The sequence below is a fragment of the Streptomyces sp. NRRL F-6676 genome, assembly GCF_000725625.1.
GTDB lineage: Bacteria > Actinomycetota > Actinomycetes > Streptomycetales > Streptomycetaceae > Streptomyces.
Genome location: NZ_KL647084.1, coordinates 128,601 through 146,646, shown reverse-complemented (window position 1 = coordinate 146,646; position 18,046 = coordinate 128,601). Strand labels below are relative to the sequence as shown.

The 18,046-nt window shown below is 72.5% G+C and carries 14 protein-coding genes; 7 read left to right on the top strand and 7 right to left on the bottom strand.

Annotated features, from left to right (window positions below; genetic code table 11):
* Window positions 1-271: 271 nt before the first annotated feature.
* Window positions 272-2,134 carry a hypothetical protein gene (locus IO29_RS33570; RefSeq protein ID WP_030379140.1) on the top strand — a complete coding sequence of 621 codons (1,863 nt, stop codon included), beginning with the start codon at window positions 272-274 and terminating at the stop codon, window positions 2,132-2,134.
* A gap of 151 nt (window positions 2,135-2,285) precedes the next feature.
* On the opposite strand, the gene IO29_RS33565 is transcribed toward IO29_RS33570, so the two are convergent.
* From IO29_RS33565 to IO29_RS33555, 3 genes are all read right to left on the bottom strand, one after another.
* On the bottom strand, window positions 2,286-3,314 hold the full coding sequence (locus IO29_RS33565) for a YihY/virulence factor BrkB family protein (protein WP_030379139.1): 1,029 nt from the start codon (window positions 3,312-3,314) through the stop codon (window positions 2,286-2,288).
* Between the two features lie 121 nt (window positions 3,315-3,435).
* The gene (locus IO29_RS33560; RefSeq protein WP_030379138.1) at window positions 3,436-5,025 is read right to left on the bottom strand and encodes an MFS transporter; all 1,590 of its coding nucleotides are present in this window, start codon (window positions 5,023-5,025) and stop codon (window positions 3,436-3,438) included.
* A 409-nt stretch (window positions 5,026-5,434) separates the two neighbouring features.
* The gene (locus IO29_RS33555) at window positions 5,435-6,274 is read right to left on the bottom strand and encodes a helix-turn-helix transcriptional regulator (protein WP_030379137.1); all 840 of its coding nucleotides are present in this window, start codon (window positions 6,272-6,274) and stop codon (window positions 5,435-5,437) included.
* Window positions 6,275-6,439: 165 nt separating this feature from the next.
* Here IO29_RS33555 and IO29_RS33550 point away from each other — a divergent pair, with 165 nt between their 5' ends.
* The gene (locus tag IO29_RS33550; RefSeq protein WP_030379136.1) at window positions 6,440-7,192 is read left to right on the top strand and encodes an SDR family NAD(P)-dependent oxidoreductase; all 753 of its coding nucleotides are present in this window, start codon (window positions 6,440-6,442) and stop codon (window positions 7,190-7,192) included.
* A gap of 124 nt (window positions 7,193-7,316) precedes the next feature.
* On the opposite strand, the gene IO29_RS33545 is transcribed toward IO29_RS33550, so the two are convergent.
* The 3 genes from IO29_RS33545 to IO29_RS35850 form a co-directional block, all read right to left on the bottom strand.
* Window positions 7,317-8,135, bottom strand: a complete 819-nt coding sequence (locus IO29_RS33545) for a PaaX family transcriptional regulator (RefSeq protein WP_030379135.1) — start codon at window positions 8,133-8,135, stop codon at window positions 7,317-7,319.
* A 33-nt stretch (window positions 8,136-8,168) separates the two neighbouring features.
* Window positions 8,169-9,872 (bottom strand): RecQ family ATP-dependent DNA helicase, encoded by a 1,704-nt coding sequence (locus IO29_RS33540; RefSeq protein WP_030379134.1) that lies wholly within the window; start codon window positions 9,870-9,872, stop codon window positions 8,169-8,171.
* Between the two features lie 64 nt (window positions 9,873-9,936).
* Window positions 9,937-10,689 (bottom strand): alpha/beta fold hydrolase, encoded by a 753-nt coding sequence (locus tag IO29_RS35850; RefSeq protein ID WP_051707507.1) that lies wholly within the window; start codon window positions 10,687-10,689, stop codon window positions 9,937-9,939.
* A gap of 386 nt (window positions 10,690-11,075) precedes the next feature.
* Between IO29_RS35850 and IO29_RS33530 the strand changes: the two genes are divergently transcribed.
* A complete protein-coding gene (locus IO29_RS33530; protein ID WP_030379132.1) occupies window positions 11,076-11,945 on the top strand; it encodes a helix-turn-helix transcriptional regulator in 870 nt (289 codons plus the stop codon).
* Between the two features lie 227 nt (window positions 11,946-12,172).
* On the opposite strand, the gene IO29_RS33525 is transcribed toward IO29_RS33530, so the two are convergent.
* A complete protein-coding gene (locus IO29_RS33525; RefSeq protein ID WP_030379131.1) occupies window positions 12,173-13,231 on the bottom strand; it encodes a LacI family DNA-binding transcriptional regulator in 1,059 nt (352 codons plus the stop codon).
* Between the two features lie 266 nt (window positions 13,232-13,497).
* On the opposite strand from IO29_RS33525, the gene IO29_RS33520 reads away from it, so the two are divergent.
* The 4 genes from IO29_RS33520 to IO29_RS33505 all read left to right on the top strand — a co-directional run bounded on the left by IO29_RS33520 (window position 13,498) and on the right by IO29_RS33505 (window position 17,976).
* Window positions 13,498-14,790, top strand: a complete 1,293-nt coding sequence (locus tag IO29_RS33520) for an ABC transporter substrate-binding protein (protein ID WP_030379130.1) — start codon at window positions 13,498-13,500, stop codon at window positions 14,788-14,790.
* 8 nt (window positions 14,791-14,798) lie between these two features.
* Window positions 14,799-15,791 carry a carbohydrate ABC transporter permease gene (locus IO29_RS33515; RefSeq protein WP_030379129.1) on the top strand — a complete coding sequence of 331 codons (993 nt, stop codon included), beginning with the start codon at window positions 14,799-14,801 and terminating at the stop codon, window positions 15,789-15,791.
* Entirely contained in the window at window positions 15,788-16,681 is an 894-nt protein-coding gene (locus IO29_RS33510) for a carbohydrate ABC transporter permease (protein WP_030379128.1), read from the top strand. Before IO29_RS33515 ends, IO29_RS33510 begins: the two co-directional genes overlap by 4 nt.
* A gap of 68 nt (window positions 16,682-16,749) precedes the next feature.
* A complete protein-coding gene (locus IO29_RS33505; RefSeq protein WP_030379127.1) occupies window positions 16,750-17,976 on the top strand; it encodes a glycoside hydrolase 5 family protein in 1,227 nt (408 codons plus the stop codon).
* The last annotated feature ends 70 nt before the right edge of the window (window positions 17,977-18,046 follow it).

Genomic DNA, 18,046 nt, shown 5'->3' with positions numbered 1-18,046 from the left:
CGTCAAGAGATGCGGCAGCACCTGCGACACACACTTGTTGAAGACACGGTGAAGGACGCCGGTCCGGTGACGATCACGATGAAAGCGGACAACCACCGGCAGAGCAGGGCCAATTGACGCTTCCTCGGCCGCCGGCGAGGAAACTTGCCGCCCGGCTCTTGACGCACGGATCACGCCAGATGAAGCATGCACGGCACGAGAGCGCTCTCACCTCCCCCTCGTCGTTCAGTTTCCGAACCATCGGACCCCCTCCCGGCAGGAGAGCCGCCCCATGCGCCCTTCGTCCTCCCCGGACGCCACGCCCCCTTCCGATCCCACCCGCTCCCCCGCGTCCCCCGGCCCGCGCGAGCTGGGCCGCAGGGCCGTTCTCGGGGCCGCCGCCGCGGTGGCCGCGACACCGGCCCTGCTCGCCCTGTCCGCGCCCGCCTCCGCCGCCCCCGCCGACCACCGGCGCCCGCACCCGCGGCCCCGCCCGCGCTCCCGCCGGCTCGCGGCCGGCGGCGACCTGGGCCCGAACGTGCTGGTCTTCGACCCTTCGACGCCCGACATCCAGGCCAAGCTGGACGAGGTGTTCCGCAAGCAGGAGAAGGCCCAGTTCGACACCGGCCGTTACGCGCTGCTGTTCAAGCCCGGCACGTACCACGGGCTCAACGCGCAGATCGGTTTCTACACCTCCATCGCCGGCCTCGGCCTCTCCCCCGACGACACCACCATCAACGGTGACGTCACGGTCGACGCCGGCTGGTTCGACGGCAACGCCACACAGAACTTCTGGCGTTCGGCCGAGAACCTCGCTCTCGTCCCGGTGAGCGGCACCAACCGGTGGGCCGTGGCTCAGGCGGCCCCCTTCCGGCGCATGCACGTACGCGGCGGGCTCGACCTGGAGCCCACCGGGTACGGCTGGGCGAGCGGCGGCTACATCGCCGACTCTCGGATCGACGGCCAGGTGGGACCGTACTCCCAGCAGCAGTGGTACACCCGGGACAGCGCGATCGGCAGCTGGCTCAACGGCGTCTGGAACATGGTGTTCTCGGGTGTCGAGGGCGCCCCCGCGCAGAGCTTCCCCGACCCGCCGTACACCACGCTGGGCACGACCCCCGTCTCCCGCGAGAAGCCGTTCCTGTACCTGAGCGGGAGCGAGTACCGGGTCTTCCTGCCGGAGAAGCGGACCAACGCCCGCGGTGTCACCTGGGGCAACGGCACACCCCGCGGCACCTCGCTGCCGCTGTCGCAGTTCTACGTCGCCCACCCCGGCGACAGCGCGGCCACGCTCAACCAGGCGCTCGCGCAGGGCCTGCACCTGCTGCTCACGCCCGGGATCTACCACGTCGACCAGCCGATCCGGGTGGACCGCGCCAACACCGTCGTGCTGGGCCTCGGGTACGCCACGCTCGTCCCGGACAACGGCGCCACCGCCGTGAAGGTCGCCGACGTCGACGGCGTACGCCTCGCGGGCTTCCTCATCGACGCGGGTCCGGTCAACTCCGCCACCCTGCTGGAGGTCGGGCCGAACGGGGCGTCGAAGGACCACTCCGCCAACCCGACCACCGTGCAGGACGTGTTCGTGCGCATCGGCGGCGCCGGGGCCGGCAAGGCCACCACCAGCATGGTGATCAACAGCCGGCACACCATCGTCGACCACACCTGGATCTGGCGCGCCGACCACGGTACGGGGGTCGGCTGGGAGACCAACCGGGCCGACTACGGGCTCGTCGTCAACGGCGACGACGTGCTGGCCACGGGTCTGTTCGTGGAGCACTTCAACAAGTACGACGTGCAGTGGAACGGGCAGCGCGGGCGCACGATCTTCTTCCAGAACGAGAAGGCGTACGACGCCCCGAACCAGGCCGCGATCCAGAACGGCTCGGTCAAGGGGTACGCCGCCTACAAGGTGGGCGACCGGGTCACCAGTCACGAGGGCTGGGGGCTCGGCAGCTACTGCTACTACAACGTCGACCCCACCATCGTGCAGCACCACGGCTTCGCCGCCCCGAACACGCCGGGGGTGAAGTTCCACGACCTGCTGGTGGTCTCGCTCGGCGGGGCGGGACAGTACGAGCGGGTCATCAACGACACGGGCTCGCCCACGTCGGGGACGTCCACGGTGCCGTCCACGGTCGTGTCGTACCCGTGAACCCGCTGAGCGGATGAGGAACTGCCGGTGGCCGTCACGGCGGGCCCAGCGCCCCGCCGCTGGTACAGGTCACTCCTGAGCACCGGGCCGCCCGTCGGCCACCGGCAGCCCCAACAGAGCATTGCACACTGCAAATTGGCGTGCCGGGCGACTACGGGGATTCGTCCCCGGGCCGCTCCCCGCCCCGGGGCTCGGGCCAGGGCGGCGGCGGGGTGCCGAAGCGCACGTCGACACGCTCGAAGCCCTTGAACGCCTCGGTCCGCGCGTACGCCCGGTAGGCGCGGTGGTCGCCCCTGGTCAGCCGCACCCGGTCGGTGAACGGGGTGAGCAGGCTGCGCGGCCACAGCCGCAGCACACGCACCGCGCTCACCTCGGCCGTCATCAGGAAGACCAGGGCGCCGAGGTAGATCCACGCCAGCAGGCCGAGGACGATCCCGAACATGCCGTACGTGGCGGTCGCACCGCGCAGCACGTCCTGGACGTAGTACGAGCCGGCCCACTGCAACGCCTGCCAGGCGCAGGCCCCGCCGAGCGCCGCGCCGTGCATGTGCCGCAGCGGCAGCCTGCAATGTGTCAGGACCCGGTAACTGAGCTGGAGCAGCGCTGCGTTGAGGACGACGGCGGCGATGCCGGCGCTCACCCGGATGCCGGTGCCGGGATCGGTCCCGAAGACGTTGACGGCGGAGACGGCGGTGGACAGCATCGTCGTCAGACACAGGCCGAGCGCCAGCACGGACAGGAACAGGGCGCCCTTGAGCCGGGAGCGGAACGGGTCGGGGCGGGCGTGCCGCGGCACCGCCCAGATCTTGTTCAGCGCGTGCTGCGCGGCCTGGGCGACGCCGAGCGCGCCGTAGAGGCTGCCCGCGACACCGGCGGCGAGGGCGAGGCCGTTGCCGTGGAAGGAGTGGATGTTCTCGCCGATCTGGTCGCCGAGGACGGGGAACTCGCCGAGCGCGGAGTCCAGCACGCTCCGTTGCAGGCCCGGATTGTCACTGAGCAGGGTGCCGAGGACGGCGACGAGGATCAGCAGGATCGGGAAGAGGGAGAGGAAGGTGTAGTAGGCGAGGAGGGCGGCGAGATAGGTGGCCTGGTCGTCGAAGAACTTGTAGACCACGGCGAGCGGCAGCCCCACCCAGCGGTGGCGTCGCTGGTACTCGTCGAACCGGGCCACCGCTCGCATGGGTGTCACACTCCGTCACCGCCGGGGGATCGCTGCGTACCCATCCTCTCCTTCCCCGCGGGGCGGGACGGGAGAGGGCGCGCGGGGAAGTCGGCGGGGCGGTTCGTCCGGGTGGCGAGGGTCAGGAGGTCACCGGGGCCGAGTGGTGGTCGTCGAGCAGGGGGTCCTCCGGTCCGGTCTCGGCCTTCCGTCCGCGCAGTGCCGTGGCCACCAGGAGCGCCGCCAGCAGCGCGGCGCCGCCGCAGACCACGAAGCCGATGCCGTAGCCGTGCCCCAGCGCGTCGAGCGCGTACGCGCGGGCGGCGCCCGGCGGGGAGGAGGCGGGCACCGAGTTGAGGGCCAGCGGTCCGCCCTCCGCGAGCACCTCGTGCGCCGCCGCCCTGGACTCCGCGTCCAGCGAGGAGGCCCCCGCCAGCGTCCCGCTCACACGGGACGCGGCCTGGCTGAGCGCCACCGCGCCGATCACGGCGGGGCCGAGGGTGAAGCCGAAGTCGCGCAGCAGATTGGTCGCGGCGCTCGCCATGCCCGCGAGCGGCACCGGCACCGTGTTGACGGCCGTGGCGGTGATCGACGACACCGTGAGGGCGAACCCGCAGCCGACCAGGCCCAGGGGCAGGATCAGCGAGGTCAGCGCCCGGTCGTCGACGTCCAGGGTGGCGGCGAGGAAGTCACCGGCCGCCATCAGCGCCAGGCCCCCGGTGAGCAGCACCCGTGCGTGCAGGCGGTGCAGCAGCCGGGAGGTGAGCGGGGTCAGGGCCGGGGTGATGGCGTTGAGCAGCAGGAAGGCGAAGGCGGTCCGCATCGGGCTCTGGTGCTGGATCGGGCCGAGCCGGATGCTCGCCGCGTAGGCCGTGCCCAGGAAGCTGAACATGCCCACGACCGCGACGACGGACGCGACGGCGAAGGAGCGGTTGCGGAACAGTTCCAGCCGCAGCAGCGGCGAGCGGGCCCGGCGTTCGGCGGCGAGGAACAGGGCGAGGAAGACGGCCGCGAGGACGAAGGCGACGACCACGGGGGCCGAGCCCCAGCCGTCCTCCGGCCCCTGGATGACGGCGTAGAGCAGGGCGAACAGGCCGACGCCGATGGCGAGTTGCCCGCCGATGTCCAGGGAGCGCCCTTCCGGGGAGCGGGAGTCCGTGGCCAGCAGCCCGCTGACCAGCGCGCTGACCGCGGCCAGGACGACCACCACGACGAACGCCGAGCGCCAGGAGCCGTACGTTCCGGTGATGCCGCCGATCAGCGGGGCGAGGAAGCCGCCCGCGGACAGGCTGGACGCCCACAGGGCGATGGACCGGGCGCGCTGGGCGCCGGTGCGGGTGCCGGCCGCGATCATGGCGAGGGAGGTCGGGAAGAGTGCGGCCGCGCCGAGCCCGGCCAGTGCCTGGCCCGTCCAGAGCTGGTGGATGCCGGTGGCGGTGGCGGCGACCACCTCGCCCGCGCACAGCAGCGCGGCACCGCCGACGAGGAGCCGTTTGCGGCCGAAGAGGTCGCCGAGGACGCCGAAGGAGAGTTCGAGGACGGCGACGGGCAGCAGGAACGCGTCCGATATCCAGGTCAGCTGGGAGCCGACGGGACGCAGGTGTTCCTGGAAGAGACCGTTGAGGGTGGCCGGCATGGCGAGGCCGATCTGCGCCAGGCAGACGGCGAGACAGCCGGCGAGGAGCGTACCGAGGGGCAGCGAGCCGCGCGGCGCCGCGGAGGTGTCGGACATGGGCGTTCCCAGGGTCGGGGGACGGACGGGGCGGGTGCGGTGCGGTGCGGAAGGGCCGGTGACGGTGGCGACGATCAGTGCACTGAAGGAACGGCTCGGGGGAATGTAGGGCCGTTTTCTCACCGCAGTCAATGGAGTGCACAACATCACGGCGCACGGGATGCACGGGACGCACCGCACGTGGGGCGTCGCCCGGCAGACGGGAACGGAGAGACAGGCCCCTGGTACTCCGCGTCGTCCGAACGCCTTCGGCATCACCTTCGACGGCCGGCTCTCCGCAGCCCGTCAGTGACCCCGACGACCCTGGTGGCACCGCTCGTTCGACAGACCCTCGCCGCTGTCCGGAATCATGATCCGGTCCGGTGTGCGGGTGCTGACGGCTCGGGCCGTCCCGGCCTTGGTTCCTTGGTCACGGGTGCCTCGCCCGGCGCAGCAGGCGGTCCATGTTCTCGCGGCCGGCCCTGTCGGTGGGGGTCTGGACGACGAGACGGATGCCGGGGTGGTCGGTCAGGTCCATGCCGGTGGCACGCAGGCTCACTTCACCGATCCCCGTGATGTCGTAGCGCTTGTCGCACAGGTGCGGTGGGGCGACGTCGTGCGTGGCCCAGAGCCGGGAGAACAGCGGGCTGGCGGTGCGCAGACGGGTGACGAAGTCCTGCCATCGCGGGTCGCCCGCGTTCTGGCTGTAGCGATAGCGCAACCCTGCCACGGCCTCGGGCGCCTGCTCCTCGCGGTTGACGATGCGGTACCGGCCCTCCGGTGCCGCGAAGAGGTGCCAGAGGGTGTTGCGCCTGCCGGGCGGAGCACTGACCAGAGCGGGGTGCAGGGCCGCGTAGGCACGGTTCCAGCGCAGCACGTCGGTGCGGGCGTCGGCCAGCATGGCGGGCAGCGGGTCCAGGGCCTCCAGGACGGTGTCGAGGTGGCCGGGGAGTTCGGCGGGCGGATCGCTGGTGACCGGAGGCTGGGGGACCTCGGCCAGACGGTAGAGGTGGTCGCGTTCGGCGGTGTCCAGCAGCAGTGTGCGGGCCACCGCGTCGAGCACCTGGGAGCTGACGTTGATCGGCCTCCCCTGTTCCAGCCACGTGTACCAGGTGATGCCGACACCGGCCAGCTGGGCGACCTCCTCGCGGCGCAGTCCGGGGGTGCGCCGCCGGTCTCCCGGGAGGATGCCGACGTCCTCGGGTGAGACCCGTGCGCGTCGTGAGCGAAGGAACTCGCGCAGTTCGGTCCGATGCGTGGTCGTGGGCACCTGTCCACTGTGCCAGAGCCGGGAGGTGCCGGCCTGGTGCTGCCAGTACCAGTATCAGCAGGCTTCTGGCACCGGTGTCCGCACAAGACGCAGGCTCGTACCGCCTGTGTTCCCCAGGACGTTCCCTTCGGAACGCCCCCCCCAGCTGAACGGACGACGAGTTCCATGAGCAACGCATTTCACAACAAGGTCGCGGTCGTGGCGGGTGGAAGTGCCGGTATCGGCCACGTCACCGCGCGGAAGATCGTTGAAGGGGGCGGCACCGTCTACATCACGGGACGGGACCAGGACACCCTGACGGCGGCGGCCACGGACATAGCGGGTGATGTCGTCGGGGTGCGGGCCGACTCGCGCTCGGCCGACGATCTCGACCGGCTCTTCGCGCAGGTGGAGCGGCGCAGCGGCCGGCTGGACGTGCTGGTCGTCAACGCGGCGGCGATCGCGACCGCACCGCTGGGAACCATCACCGAGGACGTCATCAGGTCGGTCTTCGACGTCAACATCACCGGCACGATCATGACCGTCCAGAAGGCGCTGCCGCTGCTGGCGGACGGTGGTGTCATCGTCCTCATCGGCTCGATGGCCGCTCACAAGGCGTCGCGCGGGCGGAGTCTCTACGCGGCCTCCAAGGCCGGGGTCCGCGCTCTCGCCCGTACCTGGGCCCTTGAGCTGGCCCCACGCGGGATCCGGGTGAACGTGGTGAGCCCGGGCCCGACGGATACGCCCGGTATGGCGCAGCTGGCCGCCACCGCAGAGGAGCGCGAGGCGCTCATCACCACGATGGGCACCGGAACCCCGATGACCCGGGCCGGTACCGCGGAAGAGGTCGCCGCCGTGGTCGCCTTCGTCGCCTCGGACGCGGCCTCCCACGTCAACGGCGCCGACTACCAGGTCGACGGTGGTTACGGCCAGGTCTGACACCTCGCGGGGCTGTCAGCCGACCGTCGTTCGGCGGATCTCGGGGACGGTCGACGTGACCGGTACCGGCGTCCAGGCAGTCCGTCCCCACTCACCGGATGGCTCACGAAACCGCCACGGAGTACTAGAGCGCCGGGACCGTTTCGATGAGGCGGCGGGCGGTGTCCCGGGCGGGGGCGTCCAGGAGGGCGTGCACCGTGCGGAACGTCTCCTCCGCGCGGGCCGCCGGCCAGTCGTCGGGCAGGTGGCGCACGGGGAGCCGGGGGTCGCCGCGGATGATGCCGAGCCACTCGGTCGCCAGGCGCAGCCGGGCGGCGAGGGCGTCACCGCCGGCCGAGGCGGCGCCGCCGGTACGCAGGGGGCGCCAGGACTCGTCGAACTCCCGGTAGCGCGCGGCGAGTCCGGGAACGTCCCAGGTGTCGTGGATCATCTCGGCGATGTCCATGCCCGCGTCCGCGGTGGCGCGGAAGACCTTCACATGGGCACCGAGGCCCAGTTCGCCCACGAGACCGGAGACGTCGATCTCGCCCGGCGCCAGCCACAGCCCGCTGAACAGCGGCCCGAACCCGGCCCAGGTGAGCTGGGAGCGCAGGTCGTGCCGCTGGCGCTGCCAGGACTCGGGGAGGGAGAAGCCGAGGAGCGTCCAGGTGCCGTCCCAGTCGCGGTTGACGGCGCCGGTCTTCCAGATCCGCCGCTCGCCGTCGCGCAGGATGGCCTCCGACCGTCCGGTGAGGCCCACGTACGTGCGCCGCCCCTCCCGCTGCCTGCGCAGCAGCCCCCGGCCGACCATCCGGGTGAGCGTGGACCGGGTGGCCTGTTCGCCGACCCCGACGCTGCGGAACACCTCGATGACGCTCCCGGTGTACACGCAGACTCCGCGCCCGAGCACCTCGTCGCCGAGGAAGGTGAGCATGAGGGACTGGGGACGGGGGGTGCCGGACACCGGCCCAGGTTACGACGCCGGATCGACCCCGTGTCACGAGGCGGGCGGGTCGTTCCGGCCCGGGTGCCGTACGACCTCCAGCAGGTCGTCGCGGTCGGCCAGCGTCTCCAGGGAGAGCGTGCGGTAGCCGTGGGTGTCGAAGAGGACCGTGATCCGGTCGCCCTCCTCGCTGAGGATCGTGCCCTCGCCCCACTGTTCGTGCCGCACCTGGGCGCCGACCGGGTACTCCGCGGCGGCGGGGTGGGACGCGGGCGGCTCCCCGGTGCCGGTCCCCTCCCGCTCGGCCGCCTCGCAGACGTCGCAGTCGCCGCAGGGCGCCTCGTACTCCTCGCCGAAGTAGCCGAGCAGGAAGCGCCGTCGGCAGCCGGTGGTCTCGGCGTAGGCGCGGGCCATGGCGACACGGGACCTGTCGGTGCGCCGGTGGGCCTCGGCCGTCTCCTCGGCCCGGGCCACGGCGGCGCCGGGCGGTGTGCCGGGGTCGGGGGCCACCTCGCCGCCGGCGCCGGTGGTGACCGTGCCGGCCTCCTCGAGGAGGTTCACCGCGGTGGTGACGCGGTTCCTCGACAGTCCCGTGTCCGCGCGCAGTCCGTCCAGGTCCGCGGGGTCCTCGCCGTGTTCGTGGACGGCGCCGGCGACCTCGGCGAGGGTGTCGTGGCCGGGGGCGCGGCCGGCGAAGTACGTCTGCATGCCGGTGTCCTGCGGCCGGTAGTGCAGCGCGGCCAGGGCGGGCCGCCCGTCGCGGCCGCAGCGGCCGATCTCCTGGTAGTACGCGTCCAGGGACCCCGGCAGCGCCGCGTGCAGCACGAACCGTACGTCCTCCTTGTCGATGCCCATGCCGAAGGCGGAGGTCGCCACGACGACGTCCGCCGCGCCGGAGAGGAACGCGTCGTGGATACGGGCGCGTTCGGCGGCCTTCAGCCCTGCGTGGTACGCCTCGGCGGCAAGGCCCAGCGCGGCCAGCTCCTCGGCCCAGCGCTCGGTGTCCTTGCGGGTGGCGGCGTAGACGAGCCCGGGCTTCGGCTGGGCGGCGGCCTGTTCGACGACGGCCCGGCGGCGGTCGTCCTCGTCCCGGTGGCGGGTGACCTCCAGCCGGATGTTGGGCCGGTCGAAGTCGGTGACCAGCTCGCGCGGCCGTTCCATGCCGAGCCGTTCGACGATCTCGCGGCGCACGGGCGGCGCGGCGGTCGCCGTGAGCGCCAGCAGCGGCGGCCGGCCGATCCGCCGCGCGGCCCGTTCCAGACGCAGGTAGTCGGGGCGGAAGTCGTGGCCCCAGGAGGTGACGCACTGGGCCTCGTCGACGACGAGGAGCGCGGGGCGGGCGGCGGCGAGCCGGTCGAGGACGTCGTCCTTGGCGAGCTGTTCCGGGGAGACGTACACGAAGCGGGCCTCGCCCCGTTCGACCGCCTGCCAGGCCTCCTCGGTCCGCGCGGCGGTGAGGTCTGAGTTGACGGCGACGGCACCGGTGTCCGGGGGCAGACCGGCGATCTGGTCGCGTTGCAGGGCGAGCAGCGGCGAGACGACCACGACGGGCCCGTCCAGGAGGAGGCCGGGCACCTGGTAGATGGCGGACTTCCCGGAGCCGGTCGGCATCACGACGAGGGTGTCGGTGCCGGCGAGTACCGCCTCCATGGCGGTGAGCTGGGCGGAATGGAGATGGTCCCAGCCGAAGACGTCCGCGGCGGTGGCGCGCAGGCGGGCGGTGTCGTCGTCCGCCCGCGGTGGTCCGTTCCGGCCCATGGCCCGCTCCCTGGTGTCGCGCGTGCTCCGGCTCTGCGAGGGGGTGGGGTACCCGGGGCGGCGCTCACCAGTCGTCCGCCCGGCCGCCCGCCGCGCGGGTCAGCAGGGCGGCCGTGGTGTGCGGGTCGGCGTGCGGGAAGGCGTGGGCGCCGGGGAGGAGGACGGGGGTGCCGTGCGGGGCGCGGTCGGCCAGGGTGCGGATCCAGCCGGGCGGGCTGAGCGCGTCGTGCTCGCCGCCGGCCACGGTGACGGGGCAGGTCACCGCGGGCAGGGTGTCCTCGGGGGCGTCGGCCTGGGCCGAGCGGAGGTACCGCACGAGACGGGGGGTGCCGGCCCTGGCGTAGGACGGCAGCAGCGTGGGCAGTACGGCGGGCGACTCCCACCAGGCGGTACGGGCGAACGCGCGGGCCAGCGGCAGTGGGCGCCGCAGCGCGGGCGGAAAGGTGGGGGCGAGCAGCACCAGGGCGTGCACCCGCTCCGGAGCCAGCGTGGCGGCGCGGAGCGCGACCTGGGCGCCGGTGGAGTGCCCGGCGAGCACGACGGGCGGCCCGGCGGTACCGGCCAGCCACCGGGCCACCGTGGCGGCGAGCGGTGCCAGGGCCGAGGGGCAGACGGGCCCCCTCGGGTCGTCGTAGCCGGGGAGGTCCAGCAGCCGTACGGGGCCGTGGGCGGCGCGGCAGCGGGTAGTGCGCCGCAGGTAGCCGGGGGCGCCCAGGCCGGGGACGAGCACCACGGGGCGGCCGTCGGTGCCCGGGCGGCCGGAGCCGCCGGCCGACCCGCCCCGCGCACCCGCCCTTGCGGGCCGCTTCGTCGACACCCGGCGACGGGTACCCCGCCTCCGGACAGAAAAAAGAGCCCCGGCCGGACGGGGGAGGCCGGCCGGGGCTCGTCCAGGGTGACATACGGAGGGCGGTCGCCTCGCGGCGAATGGCTCCATGGGGCTTCAGCCGAACGATCTTCCCCATGGGCGGAGGGTGAGGCCCGGGGACACTGTTCCCTCCGCAGTCACGTAGGTAGGAACGGCCACGGATGCGGGTTTGTTCCACCGCTCGCCACGCCCACGAGGTGAGCTGAACCACAGCGCCCCTCGAAGGGTGCGAGGGCGGGTGGATCCGCGGCTCCGCCGCACACCGTTTCGCCCCGCCCCCGCGCCGTCGCTTAGGTTGGTGGCGCGAATGTGCGGGTGAGAAGGCGAGAGGGCGGATGTCAGGCGTGCCGGGCGGTGCCTACGAGCGCATGCTGTCACTGGCGGTGGCGGCGCTGCACGAGCGGGATCCCGACCAGATGTGGCCCCTGGTGGCCGAGACGCTGCCCGCGCTGTGCGGTGGCGAATCGCTGATCTACAAACTCGGCGAGTGGGACGGCGCGGAAGGGGAGATCGGCCTCCCGGCCGCCCTGCCGCCCGAGGCGCTCGGCGCGGGCGCGCTGACACTGCTGCGCGAGGGGTACCCCTTCGCGCGGCACTACGGGACGGGCGCCGACCGGACGCCGGTGACCGCGCGCCGGGCGGCCGGCCGCGCCTGGTCCGCCTCCCCGACGGCGGACATGCTCGGCCGGGTCATGGACGCCGACCACGTCCTGGCCATTCCCCTGCCCCGGCCGGTGGCCCCCGTCACCGGCTGCCTCCTCTACCGTCCGGGCGCGGACTTCACCGAGGACGAACTGCGGCTCGCGGAGCGGATCCAGCCCCTGCTCGCCGCGGTCGAGGAGCAGCGCGGACTGCTGGGCCGCTGGCGCGCGACCACGGTCGGGGGCGAGCGGTCCACGGACGCCGGACGTCCGTCACGCACCGCCGCGTACGAGGACCGGACCGCCGCCTACGAGGACCGCTTCCCCACCCCCGAGGACCTGACCGCCGAGTGCCGCCTCACCCCGCGCGAGGTCACCGTCCTGCTGCTGCTCGCCGAGGCGCTGACCGCGGACGCGATCGGCCGCCGGCTCGGCATCTCCCCCCGTACCGTGCACAAACACGTCGAGAACCTCTACCGCAAGCTCGGCACCCGGGACCGCGTCGACACCGTCCTCAGGGCGCAACGCCTCGGTCTGCTCCCGGTGCCCGCCCCCGGCGCCTGAAGCCGAGCCCCGCGTTCCCCCTCCCCCTCCCCCGACACTGCCAGGCCCCGCCGTCCGGCGCCCATACGCACTTCTACGCATGGCGCGCGGCGTCCGCGCCGGTCATGGTGGTGCCCTTCCCAGGACCCGCTACGGGGGGCGGGTCCTGGACGAAGCCATGTCCGGGAACCCATGTCCGGGAACCCGCCCGCGGTGACGCGTGTCGGCCCCGCGGCCGTGCCGCGCGCTCAGCCCTCGCCCGCCCCGCGCGCCCCACCCGTGCTGTCCCGTTCGATCAGGCGCGGCACCGGCACCTGCACCGTCCGCGCCGGGCCGCCGTCCAGCAGGGCCATCAGCTCGCCCGCGGCGGTGCGGCCGAAGCCGACGGTGTCGCGGGACAGGGCCGACAGCCAGGGCTTGACCAGACGGCACAGGGCGGAGTCCTCCCAGGACACCACCGAGAGGTCCGCCGGCACGGCGAAGCCCAGTTCCGTGGCGGCGGCGAGCCCGGCGACGGCCATCACGTCGTTGTCGTAGACGAGCGCGGTCGGGGGCGCGGCGGCGCCCAGGACGCGGCGGGTGGCGGCGGCACTCTCCGCGTCGGAGTAGTCGGTGGTGACGGAGCCGGCCTCGGCCGCCGGGCCGTGCCGCGCGGCCTCGGTGCGCAGGGCCCGCATCCGGCGCTCGGTGTGGGCGAGCTGGGGCAGCCCGGCGATGTGCACGATGCGCCGATGCCCGAGCGCGTACAGCCGGTCCACCAGCGCGGCCATCGCGCCGGCGTCGTCGGCCCACACCGTGGAGGTGCCCGGCCGGCGGGCGTCGGGGCCGCCGCCGATCACCACGGCGGGCAGGCCGAGTTCGCCGAGGAGGTCGGGCCGGGGGTCGTCGGCGCGCGGATCGACCACCAGCACGCCGTCCACCCGGTGCTCGGCCCACCAGCGGCGGTAGACCGCGCACTCGTCCTCGACGCTCTCCACCACCTGGAACAGCAGCCCGAGATGACGCTCGGCCAGCACCTCCTGGATGCCCGAGATGAGCTGGAGGAAGAACGAGTCGACGCCGAGTGTGTCGGCGGGGCGGGCCACGACGAAGCCGACGGTGGCCGCGCCCTCCCCGGAGAGCTGACGGGCGGCCGTACTGGGCCGCCAGCCGAGCTGCTCCGCGACCCGGCGCACCCGTTCGCGGGTGACCTCGGAGACTCCGGGGCGTCCGTTGAGCGCGAAGGAGACCGCGCTCTCGGAGACCCCCGCGCGCCGCGCGATGTCCTTCATCGTCGGCCGTCGGGCCGGTGACCGTCTGGCCGGCATCGGTGCCACTCCCTCTCGCCCGGGTCGGAGAACGTCTCGGGGAACGTACCGCGCAACATACAACACCCCGGAGGAACTAATGCGCTTCAGTGATCAAGGCTAAAGCGCATTAGCGATCTCCCGCAAGGGTGCATCCGCAAACCGCTGACCTGCGTGGACGGGCTACTAATGCATTTAGCTCCGCCTAATGCATTGACGCGGCTCGGCGGTGCGCGGCAGGGTCGCTGCCGTCACCTTTTCCGACACCGCAAGGGAGCCGTGTCACCGTGCCCCTCTCCCGCAGAGCCCTCGCCGCCGCTGCCGCCGTCGCCGTCGTCCTGCCGCTGAGTGCCTGCGGCTCCGGGGACGACGGGGGCGGTTCGACCGACGCCTCCGGAAAGGTCGAGGGCGACATCACGTTCCAGACCTGGAACCTCCGGGCCAACTTCAAGTCGTACTTCGAGGGACTGGTCTCCGACTTCGAGAAGAAGTACCCGGGCACCCATGTGAAGTGGGTGGACCAGCCCGCCGAGGGCTACGCCGACAAGATCAGCGCGGACGCGGCCGGCGGCACCCTGCCCGATGTCGTCAACGTCTCCCCCGACCTGGTCGCCCCGCTCGCCAAGGCCGGTCTCGCGCTCGACCTGGACAAGGCCGCGTCGAAGTACCGGAAGGAGTACCTGTCCGGCGCCTGGGCGAGCCATCAGGTCCCGGGCATGAACGGCACGTACGCCTTCCCCTGGTACCTCAACACCGGCCCGCTCTTCTACAACAAGGCGCTGTTCAAGAAGGCCGGCCTCGATCCGGCCCAGCCGCCGAAGACGTACGACGAACTCTTCGCCGACGCGCTGAAGATCTCTGACAAGACCGACGGCAAGGTCGCCACCCTCGCCAACGTGCCCACCATCGAGGACTTCGGCCGCTACGGGGTCCCGCTGATGAACAAGGAGGGCACCGGGTTCACCTTCAACGACGCCAAGGGGGTCGAACTCCTCACCAAGTACAAGGAGTTGTACGACGCCAAGGCCCTCGACCCGCAGGCCCTGACCGCCACCCCCGAGTCGTCGGGCCGGAAGTTCCTCACCGAGGCCGTCGCCATGAACCCCGGCAGCGCCCTGGACCTCGGCAACTTCAAGAAGCAGGCGCCGCACCTGTACAAGAACATCGGCATCACCGACCAGATCACCAGCACCGGCCACGTCAACATGTACGTGATGGGCGTGATGGTGAACTCCAGGACCAAGCACACACCGGCCGCGGTGGCCTTCGCGCACTACGTCACCGACGCCGAGCACCAGATGTCGTTCGCCAAGAAGGTCGCCATCTTCCCCAGCACCGCGGGCTCCCTCCAGGACCCGTACTTCACCAAGGAGGACGGCACCGACGAGACCCGGGTACGGGTGGCCTCCGCCAAGTCGCTGAAGACCGCGGTGAACTACACACCGGTGCTGTTCAGCGACCAGATGAAGACGGAGCTGGGCAACTCGGTGGCCAGGGCGCTCCAGGGCAAGCAGAGCCCCAAGGAGGCGCTGGACGACGCCGTGAAGGCCTGCGACCGGCTGCTCCAGCAGCAGGGCTGAGGCACACGATGGCCACCTCCACCGTCACCCGCCCCCGGCGCCCGGACCGCCGCCCGGGCCCGCTGGGGCGCCTGGGCCGGCTGGCCCGCCCCGGCGGACCCGAGGGCCGGACACCGCGCCCGGCGGTCCGGATACGGCGCCAACTGGCCACCAGCCCCTGGCTGTTCGCCGCACCCGGGCTGCTCGTCACCGCCGTCTTCATCCTGTACCCGTTCGTCTCCACGGTGCTCAACTCCTTCACCGACCGCCGCACCCTGGTCCCCGGTCACTTCGTCGGGCTCGCCAACTTCCGCGAGCTGCTGCACGACGACATGTTCTGGATCGGGCTGCGCAACAGCACGCTGTACGTCCTCGGTGTCGTTCCGGCGCTGGTGGTCCTGCCGTTGCTGCTCGCGCTGCTGGTGCGGCGGAACATCCCCGGCATCGCCTTCTTCCGGTCCGCCTTCTACACCCCGGTCGTCGCCTCGATCGTCGTGGTGGGGCTGATCTGGGTGTGGCTGCTGGACGAGCGCGGCCTCGTCAACTCGCTCCTCGAAACGATCGGGGTGGGCAAGGTCGGGTTCCTCAGCGACCAGTGGCTGCTGCTGCTCAGCGCCATGGCGGTCACCGTGTGGAAGGGCCTCGGCTACTACATGATCATCTATCTCGCGGCACTCGCCAACGTGCCGCGCGAACTGCACGAGGCCGCCGCGGTGGACGGCGCGGGCGCGGTGCGCCGCTTCTTCACCGTCACGGTGCCGGCCCTGCGCTCCACGATGGTGCTGGTGGGCGCGCTCTCCTCGGTCGCCGCGTTCAAGGTGTTCTCCGAGGTGTACCTGATGGCGGGCCCCAACGGCGGCCCCGCGGGCGAGGACACCACCCTGGTCATGCTGGTGCAGCGCACCGGCACGGGCCTCACCGGCCGGGTCGGCTACGCCTCCGCCCTCTCACTGGTCGTCTTCGTCGTCGCCGTCGTCCTGATGCTGCTGGTGCTGCGCGCCGACCGGAGGGAGGAGACATGAGCACCGTCGAGAAGCCGCCCACCCCTGTCCGTGAGCGCCGCCGGATCACCGACGAGCACGGCCGCCGGGTCCGCGGCTGGGAACTGGCCCTGCGCTACGTGCTGCTGCTCGCCGTACTGGCGCTGACCATCGGCCCGTTCCTGTGGCAGCTGTCCACGTCCCTCAAGGGGCCGACGGAGGACATCTTCACCTCCCCGCCGAAGTTCCTGCCCAGCGATCCCACCCTGCACAACTACGCGCGGGTCGCGGACACCATCCCGGTCTGGGACTACGTCCTGAACTCCCTGAAGGTGGCCGCCGCCAACGTCGTCACCAACTGCGTCGGTTCGGCGCTCGCGGGCTACGCGCTGGCCCGGCTGCGCTACCGGGGCCGCCGGGCCGCCACGCTGGTGTTCATCCTCGCGATGCTCGTGCCGGCGGAGGGCATCATCATCGCCCAGTTCACGACCATGCGGGAACTCGGCCTGAACAACACGCTCATCGGCGTCGTCCTGCCCGGCTCCGTCGGCGCGCTCAACGTGCTGCTCATGCGCAACGCCTTCCTCAACCTGCCGTACGAGATCGAGGAGGCGGCGTACGTCGACGGCGCCAACGTCTGGCAGCGGTTCCGGCGGGTGGCGCTGCCCTCGGTGCGGGGCACCCTGGCCGTCGTCGCGATCTTCGCGTTCATGTTCTCCTGGGACGACTTCCTCTGGCCGCTCATCGTGCTCAGCGATCCGTCCAAGTTCACCCTGACCATCGGCCTGAACTATCTGCACGGCACCTTCGCCAACGACGAACGTCTCGTGGCGGCCGGCACCATCATCGCCGTGGCCCCGCTGATCGTCCTGTTCGCCTGCCTCCAGCGGTACTTCTTCCGCGGCGTCGGCGAGGGCGCCGTCAAGGGCTGACCTCCCACCTCCGCGCACTCCTTCCGCCTCCCCCGCGTCCAAGGACACGTATGCCTGTGCCTGCTGCCGTGCGCTTCGGCGTCAACTACACCCCGAGCGAAGGGTGGTTCCACCACTGGCTCGACTTCGACCTGGACTCCGTACGGGCGGACCTGGACTCCGTCGCGGCGCTGGGCGCCGACCACATCCGGGTGTTCCCGCTCTGGCCCTACTTCCAGCCCAACCGCACCCTGATCCGCCCCCGTGCCGTCGAGGACCTGGTACGGCTGGTGGACGCGGCCGCCGAGCGCGGGCTCGACGTCAACGTGGACGGGTTGCAGGGGCACTTGAGCAGCTTCGACTACCTCCCGGCCTGGACCCGCACCTGGCACCGGCGCAATCTGTTCACCGACCCCGAGGTGCTCGACGGCCAGGCGGCCTATCTCCGCACGCTCGCCGCCGCCCTCGCCGGCCGGCCGGGCTTCCTCGGCATGACGCTGGGCAACGAGGTCAACCAGTTCTCCGCGGGACCGCACCCCGACCCCGACCGCGCCACCTCCGAGCAGATCGACGCCTGGCTGACGCGCATGCTCACGGCCTGCGAGGAGGGTGCCCCCGGGGCGCTGCATCTGCACGCCGAGTACGACGCCACCTGGTACCAGGACGACATGCCGTTCACCCCCGCCCAGGCGGCCCGGCACGGCGCCATGACGGCCGTGCACTCCTGGGTCTTCGACGGCACCGCCCAGCGCCACGGCCGTGCCTCGGTGCCCACCGAGCACCACGCCGCCTATCTGATCGAGCTGAGCAAGGCGTGGGCCGACGACGTGCGGCGGCCGGTGTGGCTCCAGGAAGTCGGCGCGCCCGCCCCGCTCGTTCCGGCCGAGCACGCGGCGGCCTTCACGGAGGCGACGATCGCCGCCGCCCTGGACTGCCCCGGGCTGTGGGGCATCACCTGGTGGTGCTCGCACGACGTCTCCCGCGCCCTCGCCGACTTCCCCGAACTCGAGTACGGGCTCGGCCTGCTGACCAACGACCGGCGGCCGAAGCCGAGCGCGGAGGTGTTCGCCCGCGCAGCCCGGGAGCACACCCGCGCCCCGAAACCGCGCACCACGGCCCTGGTCGTCCCCGCCGACCCCGCCGCCCGGTCCCGGTGCGCGCCGGGCGGCGCCGTGTTCGAGGCGTTCTTCCGGCTGACCGCCGACGGTGCCCGCCCGACCACCGTGCTGGACAGCCGCGCGGACGACGCTCACCATCTCGCCACGCGCGGCATCACCGAGGTCGTCACGCCCGACGCGGTGCTGCCCTCGGCCTAGGGCAGCACGCCCTCGCCCACAGAACCCTCATGAGCCCGCACCACCCCCATGAGCCCGCGCCACCCCCATG

What these genes read in the sequence shown, in the direction of transcription:
- IO29_RS33565 (WP_030379139.1), bottom strand. Translation starts at nt 3,314, where the DNA reads ATGCGAGCGGTGGCCCGGTTCGACGAGTACCAGCGACGCCACCGCTGG.
- IO29_RS33525 (WP_030379131.1), bottom strand. Translation starts at nt 13,231, where the DNA reads ATGCCGGCCAGACGGTCACCGGCCCGACGGCCGACGATGAAGGACATC.
- IO29_RS33515 (WP_030379129.1), top strand. Translation starts at nt 14,799, where the DNA reads ATGGCCACCTCCACCGTCACCCGCCCCCGGCGCCCGGACCGCCGCCCG.
- IO29_RS33510 (WP_030379128.1), top strand. Translation starts at nt 15,788, where the DNA reads ATGAGCACCGTCGAGAAGCCGCCCACCCCTGTCCGTGAGCGCCGCCGG.
- IO29_RS33540 (WP_030379134.1), bottom strand. Translation starts at nt 9,872, where the DNA reads ATGGGCCGGAACGGACCACCGCGGGCGGACGACGACACCGCCCGCCTG.
- IO29_RS33570 (WP_030379140.1), top strand. Translation starts at nt 272, where the DNA reads ATGCGCCCTTCGTCCTCCCCGGACGCCACGCCCCCTTCCGATCCCACC.
- IO29_RS33530 (WP_030379132.1), top strand. Translation starts at nt 11,076, where the DNA reads ATGTCAGGCGTGCCGGGCGGTGCCTACGAGCGCATGCTGTCACTGGCG.
- IO29_RS33560 (WP_030379138.1), bottom strand. Translation starts at nt 5,025, where the DNA reads ATGTCCGACACCTCCGCGGCGCCGCGCGGCTCGCTGCCCCTCGGTACG.
- IO29_RS33550 (WP_030379136.1), top strand. Translation starts at nt 6,440, where the DNA reads ATGAGCAACGCATTTCACAACAAGGTCGCGGTCGTGGCGGGTGGAAGT.